The sequence below is a fragment of the Bradyrhizobium sp. USDA 4541 genome, assembly GCF_024171085.1.
Classification (GTDB): domain Bacteria; phylum Pseudomonadota; class Alphaproteobacteria; order Rhizobiales; family Xanthobacteraceae; genus Bradyrhizobium; species Bradyrhizobium australafricanum.
This window is the reverse complement of record NZ_JALJZF010000001.1, coordinates 6,566,393-6,580,869: the sequence shown is the minus strand read 5'-3', so window position 1 is coordinate 6,580,869 and position 14,477 is coordinate 6,566,393. Positions and strand designations below refer to the sequence as shown.

13 protein-coding genes are annotated in these 14,477 nt (G+C 65.1%); 7 read left to right on the top strand and 6 right to left on the bottom strand.

The genetic code is table 11. The annotated features are described in order from the left end of the window. Positions 1–40: 40 nt before the first annotated feature. The gene (locus J2R80_RS31415) at positions 41–823 is read left to right on the top strand and encodes a GNAT family N-acetyltransferase (protein WP_141342085.1); all 783 of its coding nucleotides are present in this window, start codon (positions 41–43) and stop codon (positions 821–823) included. Then, a complete protein-coding gene (locus J2R80_RS31410) occupies positions 820–2,013 on the top strand; it encodes an MFS transporter (protein WP_141342083.1) in 1,194 nt (397 codons plus the stop codon). Before J2R80_RS31415 ends, J2R80_RS31410 begins: the two co-directional genes overlap by 4 nt. A 20-nt stretch (positions 2,014–2,033) precedes the next feature. Here the strand turns inward: J2R80_RS31410 and J2R80_RS31405 are convergent, their stop codons facing one another. Beyond that, positions 2,034–3,473, bottom strand: a complete 1,440-nt coding sequence (locus J2R80_RS31405; RefSeq protein ID WP_141342080.1) for an MFS transporter — start codon at positions 3,471–3,473, stop codon at positions 2,034–2,036. Positions 3,474–3,598: 125 nt separating this feature from the next. On the opposite strand from J2R80_RS31405, the gene J2R80_RS31400 reads away from it, so the two are divergent. Further along, positions 3,599–4,510: a LysR family transcriptional regulator gene (locus tag J2R80_RS31400; RefSeq protein WP_141342077.1), complete on the top strand. Its 912-nt coding sequence runs from the start codon at positions 3,599–3,601 to the stop codon at positions 4,508–4,510. A 181-nt stretch (positions 4,511–4,691) separates the two neighbouring features. Here J2R80_RS31400 and J2R80_RS31395 read toward each other — a convergent pair whose 3' ends face one another. Further along, complete coding sequence (locus J2R80_RS31395; RefSeq protein ID WP_253639927.1) at positions 4,692–5,600, bottom strand: LysR family transcriptional regulator; 909 nt, start codon at positions 5,598–5,600, stop codon at positions 4,692–4,694. Positions 5,601–5,814: 214 nt separating this feature from the next. On the opposite strand from J2R80_RS31395, the gene J2R80_RS31390 reads away from it, so the two are divergent. Beyond that, positions 5,815–7,332 (top strand): MFS transporter, encoded by a 1,518-nt coding sequence (locus tag J2R80_RS31390; RefSeq protein WP_141342071.1) that lies wholly within the window; start codon positions 5,815–5,817, stop codon positions 7,330–7,332. 51 nt (positions 7,333–7,383) lie between these two features. Here the strand turns inward: J2R80_RS31390 and J2R80_RS31385 are convergent, their stop codons facing one another. Both J2R80_RS31385 and J2R80_RS31380 read right to left on the bottom strand, forming a co-directional pair. After that, positions 7,384–7,788 carry a cupin domain-containing protein gene (locus J2R80_RS31385; protein ID WP_200844654.1) on the bottom strand — a complete coding sequence of 135 codons (405 nt, stop codon included), beginning with the start codon at positions 7,786–7,788 and terminating at the stop codon, positions 7,384–7,386. A 96-nt stretch (positions 7,789–7,884) separates the two neighbouring features. After that, entirely contained in the window at positions 7,885–8,286 is a 402-nt protein-coding gene (locus J2R80_RS31380; protein WP_200844651.1) for an Ohr family peroxiredoxin, read from the bottom strand. Between the two features lie 148 nt (positions 8,287–8,434). On the opposite strand from J2R80_RS31380, the gene J2R80_RS31375 reads away from it, so the two are divergent. Next, the gene (locus tag J2R80_RS31375) at positions 8,435–8,902 is read left to right on the top strand and encodes a MarR family winged helix-turn-helix transcriptional regulator (protein WP_057019810.1); all 468 of its coding nucleotides are present in this window, start codon (positions 8,435–8,437) and stop codon (positions 8,900–8,902) included. 32 nt (positions 8,903–8,934) lie between these two features. Here J2R80_RS31375 and J2R80_RS31370 read toward each other — a convergent pair whose 3' ends face one another. Next, a complete protein-coding gene (locus J2R80_RS31370) occupies positions 8,935–10,275 on the bottom strand; it encodes an ATP-binding protein (RefSeq protein ID WP_076831815.1) in 1,341 nt (446 codons plus the stop codon). After that, positions 10,272–10,994 carry a response regulator gene (locus J2R80_RS31365; protein WP_141342068.1) on the bottom strand — a complete coding sequence of 241 codons (723 nt, stop codon included), beginning with the start codon at positions 10,992–10,994 and terminating at the stop codon, positions 10,272–10,274. Before J2R80_RS31365 ends, J2R80_RS31370 begins: the two co-directional genes overlap by 4 nt. Positions 10,995–11,278: 284 nt before the next feature. Between J2R80_RS31365 and bamA the strand changes: the two genes are divergently transcribed. Together bamA and J2R80_RS31355 are read left to right on the top strand one after the other, a co-directional pair. Continuing rightward, the gene (gene bamA, locus J2R80_RS31360; protein WP_141342065.1) at positions 11,279–13,789 is read left to right on the top strand and encodes an outer membrane protein assembly factor BamA; all 2,511 of its coding nucleotides are present in this window, start codon (positions 11,279–11,281) and stop codon (positions 13,787–13,789) included. A 136-nt stretch (positions 13,790–13,925) separates the two neighbouring features. After that, a complete protein-coding gene (locus J2R80_RS31355) occupies positions 13,926–14,477 on the top strand; it encodes a carboxymuconolactone decarboxylase family protein (protein WP_057019813.1) in 552 nt (183 codons plus the stop codon).

The following is a 14,477-nucleotide window of genomic DNA, read 5'->3' as shown; positions in this document are numbered from 1 at the left end:
AGTCCGGCAAGCGACGGCTTCGGCAGACCGGGAGCAGGCATTGTCCGCCCTCAAGTCCATTGGCGGTGTCATCGTCGAGCTGGGGCGCTATCTTGCGGTCTCGCCGCATTCGCGCATCCGCCGCCGGCAGGCGCTGCGCGAGCTCGATGATCGCCTGCTGGCGGATGTCGGACTGTCGCGCAGCGATGTCGAGATGAGCCCGTGGTGCCCGCAGCGTGCACCGACGCGCCGTCGAAGCACGGGCATGATGCCGCAAGACGAGGCAAGGATGAGAGACAACGAAGACACCGTGATCCGCGACGCCACAGAGGTCGACATGGCGGAGGTGCAGCGCATCTACGCGCACCACGTGCTCAACGGGCTGGCGACCTTCGAGGAAGTGCCGCCGACACTCGACGAGATGCTCGAGCGCCGTGCCGCCGTGCTGGCCGCTGGGCTGCCATATATCGTGGCCGATATCGACGGACGGGTGGCCGGCTACTCCTACGCGACAGCGTACCGGCCGCGGCCGGCCTATCGCAACACCATTGAAGACTCGGTCTACGTGTCGGAAGCCCTGCGTGGCCGCCGCGTCGGTGCGGCGCTGCTGCGGGCGCTGATCGAACGGTCGGAGGCGGGACCCTGGCGGCAAATGATCGCCGTGATCGGTAACAGCGGCAACGCCGGATCGATCGCGCTGCACCGTCGCATGGGCTTCGAGATGGTGGGGACGCTGAGGTCGGTGGGCTTCAAGCTCGGGCAATGGGTCGACACCGTGCTGATGCAGCGGCCGCTGGGGCCGGGCGCTTCCACGCTTCCGTCAGACAGGGAAACGGCCCGGTGATCGCACGCCGGGTCGTGATTGCCCTCGGGCTGGCTCAACTGATCTCGTGGGGCGCGACCTACTATCTGATCGGCGGGTTCGGCGAGCAGATCGCCGCGGATCTCGGCTGGAGCCGCGACATCGTCTACGGCGGATTTGCCGCGGCGCTCTTGGTGATGGGCGTGACGTCGCCCCTTGCGGGCAGGTGGGTGGACAAAAGCGGCGGCCGGCAGGTCATGGTCGCGGGGGCGGTGATCAACGCGCTCGGCTGCGCGGGTCTCGCGCTCTCGCACCAGATCGGCAGCTATTTCGCATCCTGGATCGTTCTTGGCCTCGGCATGCGGCTGACGCTGTACGATGCGGCCTTCGCGGCGCTGGCCCGGATCGGCGGGCCGGAGGCGCGCCGTGCGATGTCCGGGATCACCTTGCTTGGTGGCTTGGCCGCCACCGTGTTCTGGCCGCTCGGCCATACGCTATCGGACCATTTCGGCTGGCGCAGCGCGGTGCTGGCCTATGCCGGCATTGCGCTATTGACGATCCCGCTGCATCTGCTGATTCCGAACCAGCGATTTGCCGGCGTGCCGGGCGCTGCTGCGGTGGCATCGAGGCAACCGCGCGCGGTGGGGCGGCGGCAGCTTGCAGCGGCGAGCGGGCTCTATGCCGTAATCATGACCGGCGCGAACTTCCTGAACGCCGGCATGTCCGCGCACATGATCGCGGTGCTCACCGGCCTCGGGCTCACCGTCACCGTTGCGGTCTGGATCGCAACGCTGCGGGGGATCGGGCAATCCGCCGCGCGTCTCTGCGAAGTCCTGTTCGGCGTCCGGCTCGATCCGCTCGCGCTCAACCTGATGGCCTGCATGATCATGCCGCTCTCCTTCATCGCCGGCCTGTTCAGCGGATCAGCGCGGGAGATGGGGATCGCGTTTGCGCTGCTCTACGGCGCCTGCAACGGCATTCTGACCATCACCAGGGGAACGCTGCCGCTCATCCTGTTCGATCATCGCAGCTATGGCACGCTGGTCGGCCGGCTCATTGTCCCGAGCTTCATCCTGCCGGCGGCGGCGCCGCTGATCTATGCAATCGTGATCGACCGGTTCGGCGATGCGAGCGCGCTCTATCTCTCCACCGGTCTCGCCCTGGTGACGCTGCTTGCCGCCATCCTGCTCAAGCTGCTGTTTCCGCCGCCGCTCGCGGCCGCGAAGCAATAGCCGCGTCGGCGGTGTCGATCTCAACCCGCCGCCGGCTCGCGCGGCAGCCACAGCGACAGCCAGCCGCCGAGCGCCAGCAGCGCGACATTGCAGCCGAGCGCGATCGTGAAGGCGTGCGCGTAGTCATCGGCCAGCGGATGCGGCCCGAGCAGGCTGTAGAAGACGCCGCCGATAATCGCGACGCCGAGTGCCGCGCCGATCTGGAAGGTCGAGATCATCATGCCCGACGCCAGCCCGGCATGGCGCGGATCGATGCTGCCGATCACGGCCTTGATCACCGAGGGCATCACGGTGCCGAAGCCGAGCCCGCCGCAGATCAGGCCGAATTCGAGGCTTTGCGGAAGCGCGCCGCCGACCGACAGCATCACGACACCGAAGCCGACAACCTGGAGCGCAAAGCCCAGCGTCAGCGTGCGGGCACCGAGCCATTGCATCACCAGCGATGATACCAGCGAGCTGACGAAGAAGCCGGCGGCAAAGGGCAGGGTGGCAAGGCCGGCTTCCAGCGGAGATTGGTGCAGGCCATTTTGCAGGTAGACCGCGAAGGTCAAATAGAACGACGACAGCATGTAGAAGGCGAGCGCCATCACCAGCCCGATCACGAAATCGCTGTTGCGCAGCAGATGCGGCGCGACCAGCGGATCGCCGCCACGGGCTTCGAGCCGCGCCTCGAAGCGGACGAAGGCGGCGAGCATCAGCGGAGATGCCAGCAGCATCGCGACGATCCAGATAGGCCAGCCGGATTCCCGGCCCTCGATCAGCGGATAGACCAGAAGGCCGAGCGTGAGCGACAGCAGGATGACGCCGCCGACGTCGAGCCGCTGCGCGTGCGCGGCGCGCGAGTCGGCGAGGTACCGCAGGCCGCCGACGAAGGCGGCGAGGCCGATCGGCACGTTGATCAGGAAGATCGCCTGCCAGGCCAGTCCGAACGGTTGCGCCGAGACGAGGACGCCGCCCAGTAGCTGGCCGCAGATATTAGCAAGGCCGAAGGTCGCGCCATAGAAGCCGAGCGCGCGGCCCTGTTCGGCCGCCGGAAACAGCACGCGGATCGAGGCAAGCACCTGCGGCGCCATCACGGTGGCGGTGAGGCCCTGCAGGACCCGTCCGGCGACCAGCATGGCCGGTGACCACGCGATGCCGCACAGCACGGATGCGATCGTGAAGCCAGCGACGCCGATCAAAAACATCTGCCGCCGCCCCAGGAGATCGCCGAGCCTGCCGCCGGTGATCAGGAAGACGGCGTAGGTCGCAGCATAGGCCGAGATCACGAACTGCACCTCGCTCGGGCTGGCGCCGAGATTGTCGCGAATGACCGGCAGCGCCAGGTTGACGACATTGAAATCGAGGATCGGCAGGAAGGCGCCGGTGAGCAGCACCGGCAGCGCCAGCCATCGCCGCGGGTCGATCGTCGCCGGCCGCGCGGCGTGCAATTGCAACGTCTCGGTGGTCTCGCTCGTCACCTGCCAGCTCCTCTCGGCAATCGACGGCGCCCTCACGAGGGGTGTCCGTCGGTTGAACGTCCGGGAAGATGGCCTGTCCGTTTGTGATAAGATATTATCCAGCACTGCGAAGTGAGTTTGCAAAAATGCACAGCGTCATCGACTGGAACGACCTTCGGCTTGTCCTCGCGGTCGCGCGGGAAGGCAGCCTCTCGGGGGCGGCGCGCCGGCTCGGCGTCACGCATTCCACCGTGTTTCGTCGCCTCGGCACGATCGAGGATGCGAGCGGAACGCGGCTGTTCGAGCGCTTCCGCGACGGCTACGCGCCGACGCCGGCGGGCGAGATCGCGGCGGCGTCGGCAGCCCGGCTCGATGACGAAGTGCTTGCGCTCGAGCGCAAGCTGGCGGGGCAGGACCTCAGGCCGTCGGGGCCGGTGCGGATCACGACGACGGACACGCTCGGCGCGGTGCTGATGCGGCATCTGCCGGCGATGCGCGCCGCGCATCCGGAGATCCAGCCGGAGATCATCATCTCGAATGCGATGGCGAACCTGACGCGCCGCGAGGCCGAGATCGCGATCCGGCCGACACCGGCGCCATCCGAACTGCTGGTCGGACGGCGCATTGCCGATATTGCCCATGCGGTCTACGGATCACGCGCCTATCTCGCCCGCCGCGTCGACAGGGATTTGTCGGTGCACGACTGGATCGGGCTCGACGATGCGCTGGCGGGGACCGTTATCGCCAGCTGGATGCGCGAGAACCTGCGTTCGGCGCGGACCACCTGCCGGGTCGATGCGCTTCCGGCGCTGCGCGATGCCGCTGCGGCGGGACTGGGGCTTGCCCTGCTGCCCTGCTATGTCGGCGATCTCGCGCCCACGCTGCGCCGCCTGACGCCGAAAGCACTCGCGGAGCCGCGCTCGGCGCTGTGGCTATTGACCCATGACGATCTCAAGCGCACCGCGCGCATCCGCGCGACGCTCGAGTTTCTCGCCAGGGCGCTCGCCTCGGAGCGTGCGCTGTTCGAGGGAAAGCGCGCCGGAAGCGCGCGCCGCTAGTGTCCCGAATCCGAAGTTCGCATCATTTGCCGCACCTTCGGAGCGAACTTCGGATTCGATAAGGACACTAGCAAACTGATGATTCTAGTGTGCTTTATGAATGCGAAGTTCGTGAAAGTGGCTGCCGCGAAATCGCACGAACTTCGCATTCAGCACACTAGAGGGCCGGCGCACAGATCGTTCAGGAGCCGACAACTTCCGTGACGGTATGGATTTCCTCTGCCGCGCGATTGGCAGGCATCCGATGATGCTCGCGAAAGGCACCAACGATCGTCTTCAGCACCGCGCGTGATTTTGCATCTGACAGCGCCGACAGCAGCATGATCTCGGACGGCGGCAGGGCAGGCAGGCCGAGCCGCCCGCTGACCTCGATCGTCCCGGCCGGGGCGAGCCGGCGCGAGAACACCGACGTAGCGAGGCCTGCGGCGACCGCATCGGCGACGGCAAAGGACCCGCAGCCGAGGAAAGTTTCCGTCCACGGGATGCTAGCCGCCGCCAGCGCGCGCGTCGCGATGTTGAGCACGCCGCAGGACGGCGAGGAGGCGGCGAGCCGCAGCGGCTCGCCCGCGCGATGGACGAAGTCCGGCGTGGCGAACCAGCCATAGTGATCCGTCGCCAGCATTTCGCCGTCGCGGCGGTCGTCCTCGCGGCGGATGATGGCGGCATCGATCTCGCCGCGATCGAAGGCGTCGAGCAGGTCGCGGGAATCCTCGAGCCGGACTTCGATGGTGAGCGCCGGGTCGTGCGCATGCAGCCGCGCCAGCAAGGTCGGAACCTCCGCGCCTCCGACATGGGTGGCAATGCCGAGCGAGAAGCGACGCGGGCGCACGGGCGACAACGCCGCGACGGCGCGATCATGCGCGCCGAGCAATTCCTGCGCCGGGGCGAGGAAAGCTGCGCCCTCCGCCGACAGGCGCACCCGGCGCGGTGTCCGTTCGATCAGCCTGTGGCCGAGCTGGCTTTCCAGCCGCTTCAACTTGACGCTGATCGCGCCCTGCGTGGTGCCGAGTGTTTCAGCGGCGCGCGTAAAGCTCTTGAGGTCGGCGATGGTCACGAATGTCTTCACGGTGTCGACGTCGAGCGTGGTCATGTCAGTCATCCGGATTTGTTGTCTCTGAAATATCTAGTCATCCAATTCACCAATGCTCAAGCCATGACTAGCTTTGCGTTGTGAAGCGCCGTGGCCACCCGATTCCTGCCGCTGCTGCCTCAATACATCGTGAGTCGATCGACCGAGGCTGCTGCCAGCACCCTGGCAACAGCGTGCGGTATGCCGTTGGCTTGCCACAACAAAAGGCCTGATCATGTCTACTGAACTGAGCCGCCGCGGCGCTGTCGTGCTGTCTGCCGTATGCCTTGCTTGCCTGATGTTCGGATTGGAGATTTCCAGCATCCCCGCGATCCTGCCGACGCTGGAGCGAGTGCTGCATGCCGACTTCAAGGCGCTGCAATGGATCATGAACGCCTACACGATCGCGGTCACCACGGTGCTGATGGCGATCGGGACGGTCGCGGACCGCTATGGACGCAAGCGCATCTTCCTGGTCGCGATCGCGGCGTTCGGCATCACCTCGCTGATCTGCGGCATTGCCTCGAGCGTCGAAATGCTGATCTTCGCCCGGTTCCTGCAGGGCCTCAGCGGCGGCGCGCTCTTGATCTGCCAGATCGCCGTGCTCTCGCACGAATTCCAGGGCGGCCGGGTGCGCGCCGTCGCCTGGGGCTGGTGGGGCGTCATCTTCGGCATCGGCCTCGGCTTCGGCCCGATCATCGGCGGCGCCGTTGTCGCGGTGCTGAGTTGGGAGTGGGTGTTCCTCGTCCACGTGCTGTTCGCGGCCGCGGCGTTCGTGCTCACGGTCGGCGGTGTGCATGAATCGAGGGACCCAAAGGCCAGCAGCCTCGACGTCGCCGGTATCGTGACGATGTCGGTCGCGGTGTTCTGCCTCGCCTTCTACATCACGCAGGGGCCGGATCTCGGCTTCGTCAGCTTGAAGGGGCTTGCGATCCTCGGCGTCTCCGCGGCGAGCTTCGCCGCGTTCCTGGTTGCCGAGAGAATCAGCCGGCGGCCGATGTTCGACTTCTCTGTCTTTCGGATCCCGGCTTTCTCCGGTTCGATCGTCGGCTCGGCGGCGATGAACCTCAGCTACTGGCCTTTCATGATCTATCTGCCGATCTGGTTTCATGCAGGCCTCGGCTATGACAGCGTGTCCGCGGGACTTGCCTTGTTGGCCTACACGCTGCCGACGCTGGTGATGCCGCCGTTCGCCGAACGACTGTCGCTGCGCTATCAGCCCGGACTGATCATTCCGGTGGGGCTGTTCACGATCGGCGCCGGATTCATGCTGATGAAATTCGCCAGCGCCGCCGCGCAGCCGGACTGGCTGACGATGCTGCCCGGCTGCCTGCTCGCCGGAATTGGCCTCGGCATCACCAACACGCCGGTCACCAACACGACGACCGGCTCGGTCTCGAGCGACCGCGCCGGCATGGCCTCGGGCATCGACATGAGCGCGCGGATGGTTTCGCTTTCGGTCAACATCGCGCTGATGGGCTTCATCCTGGCAAGCGGCGTGTTGGCGCATCTGAAGGCGGTGCTACCGGCGCTGGACGGCGCGCAACTTCGCGCGATCGGCGAGCGGGTCGCGGCCGGCGACGTCGCAGCCGCGCCGGAGCTGACCGGCCCGGTCGTGCATCAGGCACTCGCGAGCGGCTTCGGCTGGGTGATGCTCTATGGCGGCATCGGGGTGTGGATCATGGCCGCGCTCAGCTTCCTGATCTTCAATGCGCGGCCGGTGCGGCAGACCGAGGCTCGCGGCACGAAGTGAACACGATGTCGCCGTGCCTGCCCAGGCGCCGGGGCGGGCAGGCGGTACCGGTCACTTCACGAGGGTCAGCAGCGGCTTGTCCTTCTCGACGATGTAAGTCGCAAGCTCGCTGGCGGTGACGTCGCCGACATTCCTCGCCGCATGGACCGTGCCGGCGGGAATGAACAGCACGTCGCCGGCCTTCAGCCTCGCCGGCGGCCTGCCGTCGACGTCGTATTCGAGGGGGCCGGCGAGCACGTAGATGATTTCTTCGCCCGGATGCGTGTGGCGGCCGAAGCCCTTGCCCGGCGCGATGTCGACGCGCACCTGCACGGCTTCACGTCCGCCGACGCTGAGGTCGTGGCGCTGCAGGTCGGTTCGCGTGAAACCGGCCGGTTGCTGCGCCTGTGCGCTCGGTATGGTCAGGAGGCTTGCGGTGAACAAGGGCGTCCTTGCGAGCAGGCGCGTTGCCTTCATCAGCTTGCTGGTCATCTTGAACTCCAGTCTTCTGGACTTGCCTGACCGCGAGCCGGCAAGCGGCCGGCCCGCGTCGGAGATCGTCATGTGCTCGTTTCAGGCGAGGGTGGTCGTGACATCGATGTTGCCGTGGACCGCCTTGGAGTAGGGGCAGATGCCGTGCGCGGCTTCGATCAGCTCCTGCGCGACCTCGCGCTCGACGCCGGGGACGTGGACGTTGAGGCGGGCGCTCAGGAAGAAGGCGCTGCCGGCCTGGTTCAGATCGATCTCGGCGTCGACCTCGGGCTCGCTCGCGAGCTTGACCTTGCGCTGACCGGCGGCGAGCTGGATCGCGCCGATGTAGCAGGCCGACCAGGCGGCCCCGAACAGGTTTTCCGCGGCGGGGTGCGGCTGCGGCAGCTTGACGTCGAGGAACCCGTCGCGCGAGCGGGCGGCGCCGTTCGGGCCGGCGGTGACGTGGGTCTTTCCAGTGACGAGAACCTTTGCATTGGCGGTCATGGCGAGCTCCTTTGGGATGAATATAGATCGTGTCCGATCTAATCGTGTGCGTGTCGAAATAGGCTTCAGGCTTGATCGTGTCAAGCACTTCCGATTTAATCGGATACGATTTATATGGATCGCGACATCACAAACTCCGGAGACGCCCGTGACCCGCACCTCCAAGGCCGAGACCAAGGGCCGAAAACTCTCGAATTTTCTGTGCTTTGCGGTCTATTCGGCCAATCTGGCCTTCGGCCGCGCCTACAAGCCGATCCTGGATGCGGTCGGCCTGACCTACACCCAATACATCGCCATGGTGGCGCTGTCGGAGGCGGACGAGCAGACCGTCAGCGCGCTCGGCGAAAAGCTGTTTCTGGAATCCAACACGCTGACGCCGATCCTCAAGAAGCTGGAGCAGAGCGGCTATATCAGCCGCGTCAGAGATCCCGCCGATGAGCGGCAGGTTCGCGTGAGCCTGACGGCGGCAGGCCGGCGCCTGCTCGACAAGGACATCAATGTGTCCCTGGTCGAAGCCACCGGGCTCGGAGACGAATTTCCCGTCGTGCAGAAGACCGTCGCGAGGCTGCGCGACAATCTGCTGCGCAACACACGCGCCGATCCGAGGAAGGGATGATCCTGCGGGCCAAACCCGATCCTGAATTTGCTCTAGCCAACGAGCTCAGGAACTGCGGGTCGCGACGCGCTCGTCCCACTTCGATCCGATCCAGGGTGCACGGGCCCCGGCAATTTGATGCGAACAAGAAGGCCGTGCCGCGTGTTGTCGTGCAGCGACAGCTGGCCGCCATGCCCGCACACCATGGCCTGCGCGATCGAAAGGCCAAGTCCGAAGCCGCTTGTCTCGTCCATGGTGCGGGCCTCGTCTCCGCGGACGAACGGCTTCAGCATTTCGGCCCGGCGGTGCTCTGGAATCCCCGGACCGTCGTCCGAGACATCGATGGTGGCCTGATCGGCTGACGCGGTCAGCCGGATATCGACTTCGCTACCGAACCTCAGGGCGTTCTCCACCAGGTTGGTCACGGTGCGGCTGATCTCGCTCGGGCGGATCAGGAGCGAAGCCCTGTTCGGGCCCTGGTAGCGCACGACGTGACCGCAATCGGAGAATTGCTCGCAGATCGTCTGCAGCAGCGCAGCGACGTTCACAAGCGTCGGCTTCGCCGCGCTGCCGCCGCTCAGGAATGACAGCACGGATTCCAGCATCGCCTGCATCTGATCGAGGTCGTGCAGGGTCTCCGCGCGCTGGGCATCGTTTTCGATATATTCGGACCTGAGCCGCAACCGGGTGATCGGCGTGCGCAGGTCGTGACTGATGGCGGCGAGCATGCGCGTGCGGTCATTCATCAACGTGGTGATGCGTTCGCGCATGCGATTGAGCGCGACTGCTGCGGCGCGGATTTCCTCCGGGCCGGTCTCCGGCAGCGGCGCGGCCGCCTGGCTGATGCTGAAATTCTCGGCGGCGCGGGCGAACGCGGACAGCGGCGCGCTGAGCGCGCGGCCGGCCCACACGCCGAGCAGCGTGACGCTGACGAACAGGAACAGGAATGTGCTGACCCAGAATCCGCCGAAGAAGGGCGGCATTTTCGTCGGGCCGATCGTCGCTTCGAACAGGGCTCCGTCCGGCAACCGAGCCGCCGCCGGCGCGGTCTTCGAGGAAAACTCGTCGATATCGTCGACGCCGGGCGGCTCTGACGAAGCACCGTCAGACGAGCCCGGACCTGCGTCGCGCAATGTGAGGTGCAGGCGAGGAAAGGCTCGATCGGCCGCGCGCAACAGCGTTGCGCGATCGGCCGCAGGGGCCTCGGCCAGAAGCTTGGCAACCAGCTGGAACTGATGGATCGGCCTGTCCGCGAACGATCTCGGCTTCTGGCTGACGAAATAAAGCCCGATCAGCGCATGGATGAGCACCAGCGACAGCAGGATGAGCGCGGCGATCTGGCCACTGATCCGGTGGAAGCTGAAAAGCGCGGCAATCCTGCGGGTCCAGCTCATGCGTCCTCCACATGCGGTGTGAAGATGTAGCCGCCGGTGCGTACCGTCCGGATCACCGACGATCCTTCGCTCGTATCGAGCTTGCGGCGAAGCCGGCTGACCAAGACGTCGATGCTGCGCCCGAATGGACTGGCCGGCCGGCTGCGCGTCATGGTCAAGAGGCCATCGCGCGTGAGGATCCGGCCGGGTCGCTCGCAGAACACCTGCAGCAGGTCGAACTCCGCGCTGGTCAACGGGACCTGGGCGCCGTCGGGATCGCGCAGTTCGCGCAGGCGAAGATCGATGGTCCAGTCCTGGAAGCGCAGGCGCGCGGCGCTTTGGCCCGAGCGCCCGGCAAGGCCGGCCTGGGCCTGGCGGCGCAGCACCGCGTTGATCCGCGCCAGCAGCTCACGCGGATTGAACGGTTTGGCGAGATAATCATCCGCGCCCATCTCGAGCCCGAGGATCCGGTCGAGGTCCTCGCCTTTCGCCGTGAGCATGATGATCGGGATCGTCGAGTCGCCGCGCAGGCGGCGACACAGGGTCAATCCATCCTCTCCGGGCAGCATCAGATCGAGGATGACGAGATCGAGCGAATGCCCGGCGAGGTAACGATCCATTTCCCTGCCATTCGAGGCCGTGGCCACCAGGCAGGATTGGTCGCGCAGGTAGCGGGCAATCAGGTCTCTGGTCGGCAGATCGTCTTCGACGATCAGGATCTTTGGAGTGTGTGCAAGCATGGTCAGCGACTAGGTCCTGTCAAAGTCATGTTGTGCGCGATCTGGTGCGCGCTCAGCCACCAATCGACCAGCATAGGCGTCGCTTGTGGGCGGCATTGCGCCTTTTCGTAAGCATAGTGTTTCTGAACTGTAAGCGTCGCTCGCAGCCCGAAACAATTCGCGATGCTGGCTGCGTCGCGTCGCGCTAACAGTCCCAAACCACTGGAAATAATTCCGCAATCCTGCAGCCACACCGCAGCCATCACCATCCCGACACAACGGGGGGCTTGTTCGCGAGGTGTGGAATGAACACGTGGCGGGGCTTTGTCGCGGCGATCGTGCTGTCGGGCTTTTCGATTCCGGGGGCGCCGGTGATATGGCCATTGTTGGCTCCGGCGGCGGCCCAATCGCTTGATGCGATCACGGTCGAAGGCAACCGGAGGGTAGAGGCGGAGACCATCCGCTCCTATTTCAGGCCGGGGCCCCGCGGCTATCTCGATCAAGCTGCCATCGACGACGCCCTCAAGGAACTGGTCGGGACCGGGTTGTTCCAGGACGTCATGATCAATCAGGCGGGCGGCAGGATCGTCGTTTCCGTGATCGAGAATCCAGTGATCGACCGCGTCGCGTTCGAGGGCAACAAAAAGATCAAGGACGAGCAGCTCTCGGCCGAAATGCAGTCCAAGCCGCGGGGCACCCTGTCGCGGCCGATGGTGCAGTCCGATGCACTGCGGATCGCCGAGATCTATCGGCGCTCAGGCCGCTACGACGTGCACGTTACGCCGGAAATCATCGAGCGCTCGAACAATCGCGTCGATCTCGTCTTCACCGTCGACGAGGGAGCGAAGACCGGCATCAAGACCATCGCGTTCATGGGCAATAACAGTTTTTCGGCGGCGCGCCTGAAAGACGTGATCAAGACCCATGAGACAAACTTCCTGAGCTTTCTCGGCAATGCCGACATCTACGACCCGGATCGGGTCGAGGCCGACCGTGACCTGATCCGCCGCTTCTATCTGAAGCACGGCTACGCGGACGTCCAAATCGTGGCAGCGCTCGCCGAGTATGATCCGGAGCGCAAGGGCTTTCAGGTGATGTTCAAGATCGATGAGGGGCAGCAGTACCGCGTTGCGACGGTCAGTTTCCGCTCGAACATTGCGGGCTTCGATCCGACGACGCTGCGTTCATTGTCGCGCGTCGGCGAAGGCTCGCTCTACAATGTCGAGGCGGTCGAGAAGTCGGTCGAGGACATGCAGATCGAAGCGTCACGCCGCGGTTATGCCTTCGCGGTGGTCCGTCCGGACGGCGCACGGAATTTCGAGGCCCACACGGTGGGGATCATGTTTCGCGTGGAGGAGGGGCCGCGCACCTATATCGAGCGGATCGACATTCGCGGCAACGGCCGCACCCGAGACTACGTGATCCGGCGCGAGTTCGATCTCTCCGAGGGCGATGCATATAACCGTGCGCTGGTCGATCGCGCCGAGCGGCGGCTGAAGAATCTCGACTATTTCAAGACGGTCAAGATCACCACCGAGCCCGGCTCGACGAGCGATCGCGTCGTTCTGATCGTCAACCTGGAGGAAAAGTCGACCGGCGACTTCTCCGTGTCTGGCGGTTATTCCACGACGGACGGCGCGCTCGCCGAGGTCAGCATCTCGGAGCGAAATCTGCTCGGCCGCGGCCTGTTTGCCAAGGCAACGGTCAGCTACGGCCAGTACTCGCGCGGCCTGTCGCTGTCCTTTGTCGAACCGTATTTGCTCGACTATCGCGTCGCGCTCGGGCTCGATGCGTATTACAAGGAGCAATTGCCGACGGACTACACGACCTATGGCGTGAAGACGATCGGGTTCTCGCCGCGGCTCGGCCTGGCCTTGCGCGAAGACCTGACCCTCCAGTTGCGATACTCGCTCTATCAGCAGGAAATCTCGCTCGATAGCGCCTACGCGAACTGCAACAACAATCCGTCCAACCCGTTGCTCGCGTTCAATCCGACGCCTGCCTACATCCAGAGTGTGCTCGGCGGCGTCGATCCCACCAACTCGGTCTCGTCGGGGCTGTATGGATATGGCTGCTACGGCGACGGCGAATCCACCTTGCCGGTGCGCAAGGAGCTGGCCGCAGGGGCGACCTGGACCTCGCAGATCGGGTACACCCTGAGCTACAACACCGTCGACAACAACAAGAACCCGACCGATGGCCTGCTGATTGACTTCAAGCAGGACTTTGCCGGCGTCGGCGGCGACGTGACGTATCTGAAGAGCGCGGTTGACGCGAAATACTATACGCCGCTGGTGTCCGACCTGGTCGGACTGATCCACCTGCAGGGCGGCCTGCTCACCAAGGTCGGCGACAACGATCTGCGCATGCTGGATCATTTCCAGATGGGGCCGAATCTGGTGCGCGGCTTTGCCACCAACGGCATCGGCCCGCGCGACATCACCTATGCGAGCCTTGGCGCGGTCGGGGATGCGCTCGGCGGCACCAAATACTGGGGTGCGTCGATGGAGCTGCAGATGCCGTTCTGGTTCCTGCCCTCCGAGGTTGGGCTGAAGGGGGCTGTCTATGCGGATGCCGGCTCGCTGTGGGGTTATCAAGGCCCGACGTCGTGGGCCGCAACCGGCGAGGTGAATACGGCTGCTTGCAAATGCGGCCTTCAATACGACGACGGGAACGTGGTACGAACCTCGGTCGGCGTCGGCCTGATCTGGGCCTCGCCGTTCGGCCCGCTGCGGTTCGATTACGCCGTGCCGATCACGAAGGGCAAGTACGACATCGTGCAGGAGTTCCGGTTCGGAGGCGGGACGTCGTTCTGAGCCGACGGTTGCTCCGCTTGCCGGACCGCGCCGCGGGTTGCGGCCAGCGTGACGCCTGCCATGCCGCCCTGCGGCTTGCGGTATCAGGCGAAGCGGGGCAGGCTGCATTGGTTCAATTTCCGATCCGAGGCAATCCATGTCACGCGTGTCAATCAAGACCAGGAACGACCTGCCGAGCGAGCTCAAGCCGCTGTGGGACAAGATGACCACCTATGGCGCGTTCGAGAACCAGGCCGGCGTCATGGCGCAGCGCCCGCCGATCTTCAAGCACATGTGGTCGCTGCTGGTCGATCTCGCCGACGAGGCGGTGGTCTCGAAGCGGCATCTCGAGCTCGCGCTGGTAACGGTGTCGCTGCTCAACAAGTGCGATTATTGCGTGTCGCACCATGCGCCGAAGCTCGCGATCCAGGGAGTTTCGGAAGCGGGCGCCGAACGGCTGCTCGACTATCAGGATCATCCCGAGCTCGATGCGCTCGACAAGCTTGTGGTCGAATATGCGATCGCCGTAACCAACAACTGGAACAAGACCCGCGACGAGATATTCGCACGGCTGCGCGAACATTTCTCGGAAGCGCAGATCGTCGAGCTGACCTGGCGGATCGCGCTGTGCGGCGCGTTCAATCGCTTCAACGACATCTTGCAGCTCGATGTCGAGCAGGGCGTTCCGCAGCGTGAGGCCGCGGAGTGA

What these genes read in the sequence shown, in the direction of transcription:
- J2R80_RS31400 (WP_141342077.1), top strand. Translation starts at nt 3,599, where the DNA reads ATGCACAGCGTCATCGACTGGAACGACCTTCGGCTTGTCCTCGCGGTC.
- J2R80_RS31395 (WP_253639927.1), bottom strand. Translation starts at nt 5,600, where the DNA reads ATGACCACGCTCGACGTCGACACCGTGAAGACATTCGTGACCATCGCC.
- J2R80_RS31390 (WP_141342071.1), top strand. Translation starts at nt 5,815, where the DNA reads ATGTCTACTGAACTGAGCCGCCGCGGCGCTGTCGTGCTGTCTGCCGTA.
- J2R80_RS31385 (WP_200844654.1), bottom strand. Translation starts at nt 7,788, where the DNA reads ATGAAGGCAACGCGCCTGCTCGCAAGGACGCCCTTGTTCACCGCAAGC.
- J2R80_RS31380 (WP_200844651.1), bottom strand. Translation starts at nt 8,286, where the DNA reads ATGACCGCCAATGCAAAGGTTCTCGTCACTGGAAAGACCCACGTCACC.
- J2R80_RS31370 (WP_076831815.1), bottom strand. Translation starts at nt 10,275, where the DNA reads ATGAGCTGGACCCGCAGGATTGCCGCGCTTTTCAGCTTCCACCGGATC.
- J2R80_RS31365 (WP_141342068.1), bottom strand. Translation starts at nt 10,994, where the DNA reads ATGCTTGCACACACTCCAAAGATCCTGATCGTCGAAGACGATCTGCCG.
- bamA (WP_141342065.1), top strand. Translation starts at nt 11,279, where the DNA reads ATGAACACGTGGCGGGGCTTTGTCGCGGCGATCGTGCTGTCGGGCTTT.
- J2R80_RS31355 (WP_057019813.1), top strand. Translation starts at nt 13,926, where the DNA reads ATGTCACGCGTGTCAATCAAGACCAGGAACGACCTGCCGAGCGAGCTC.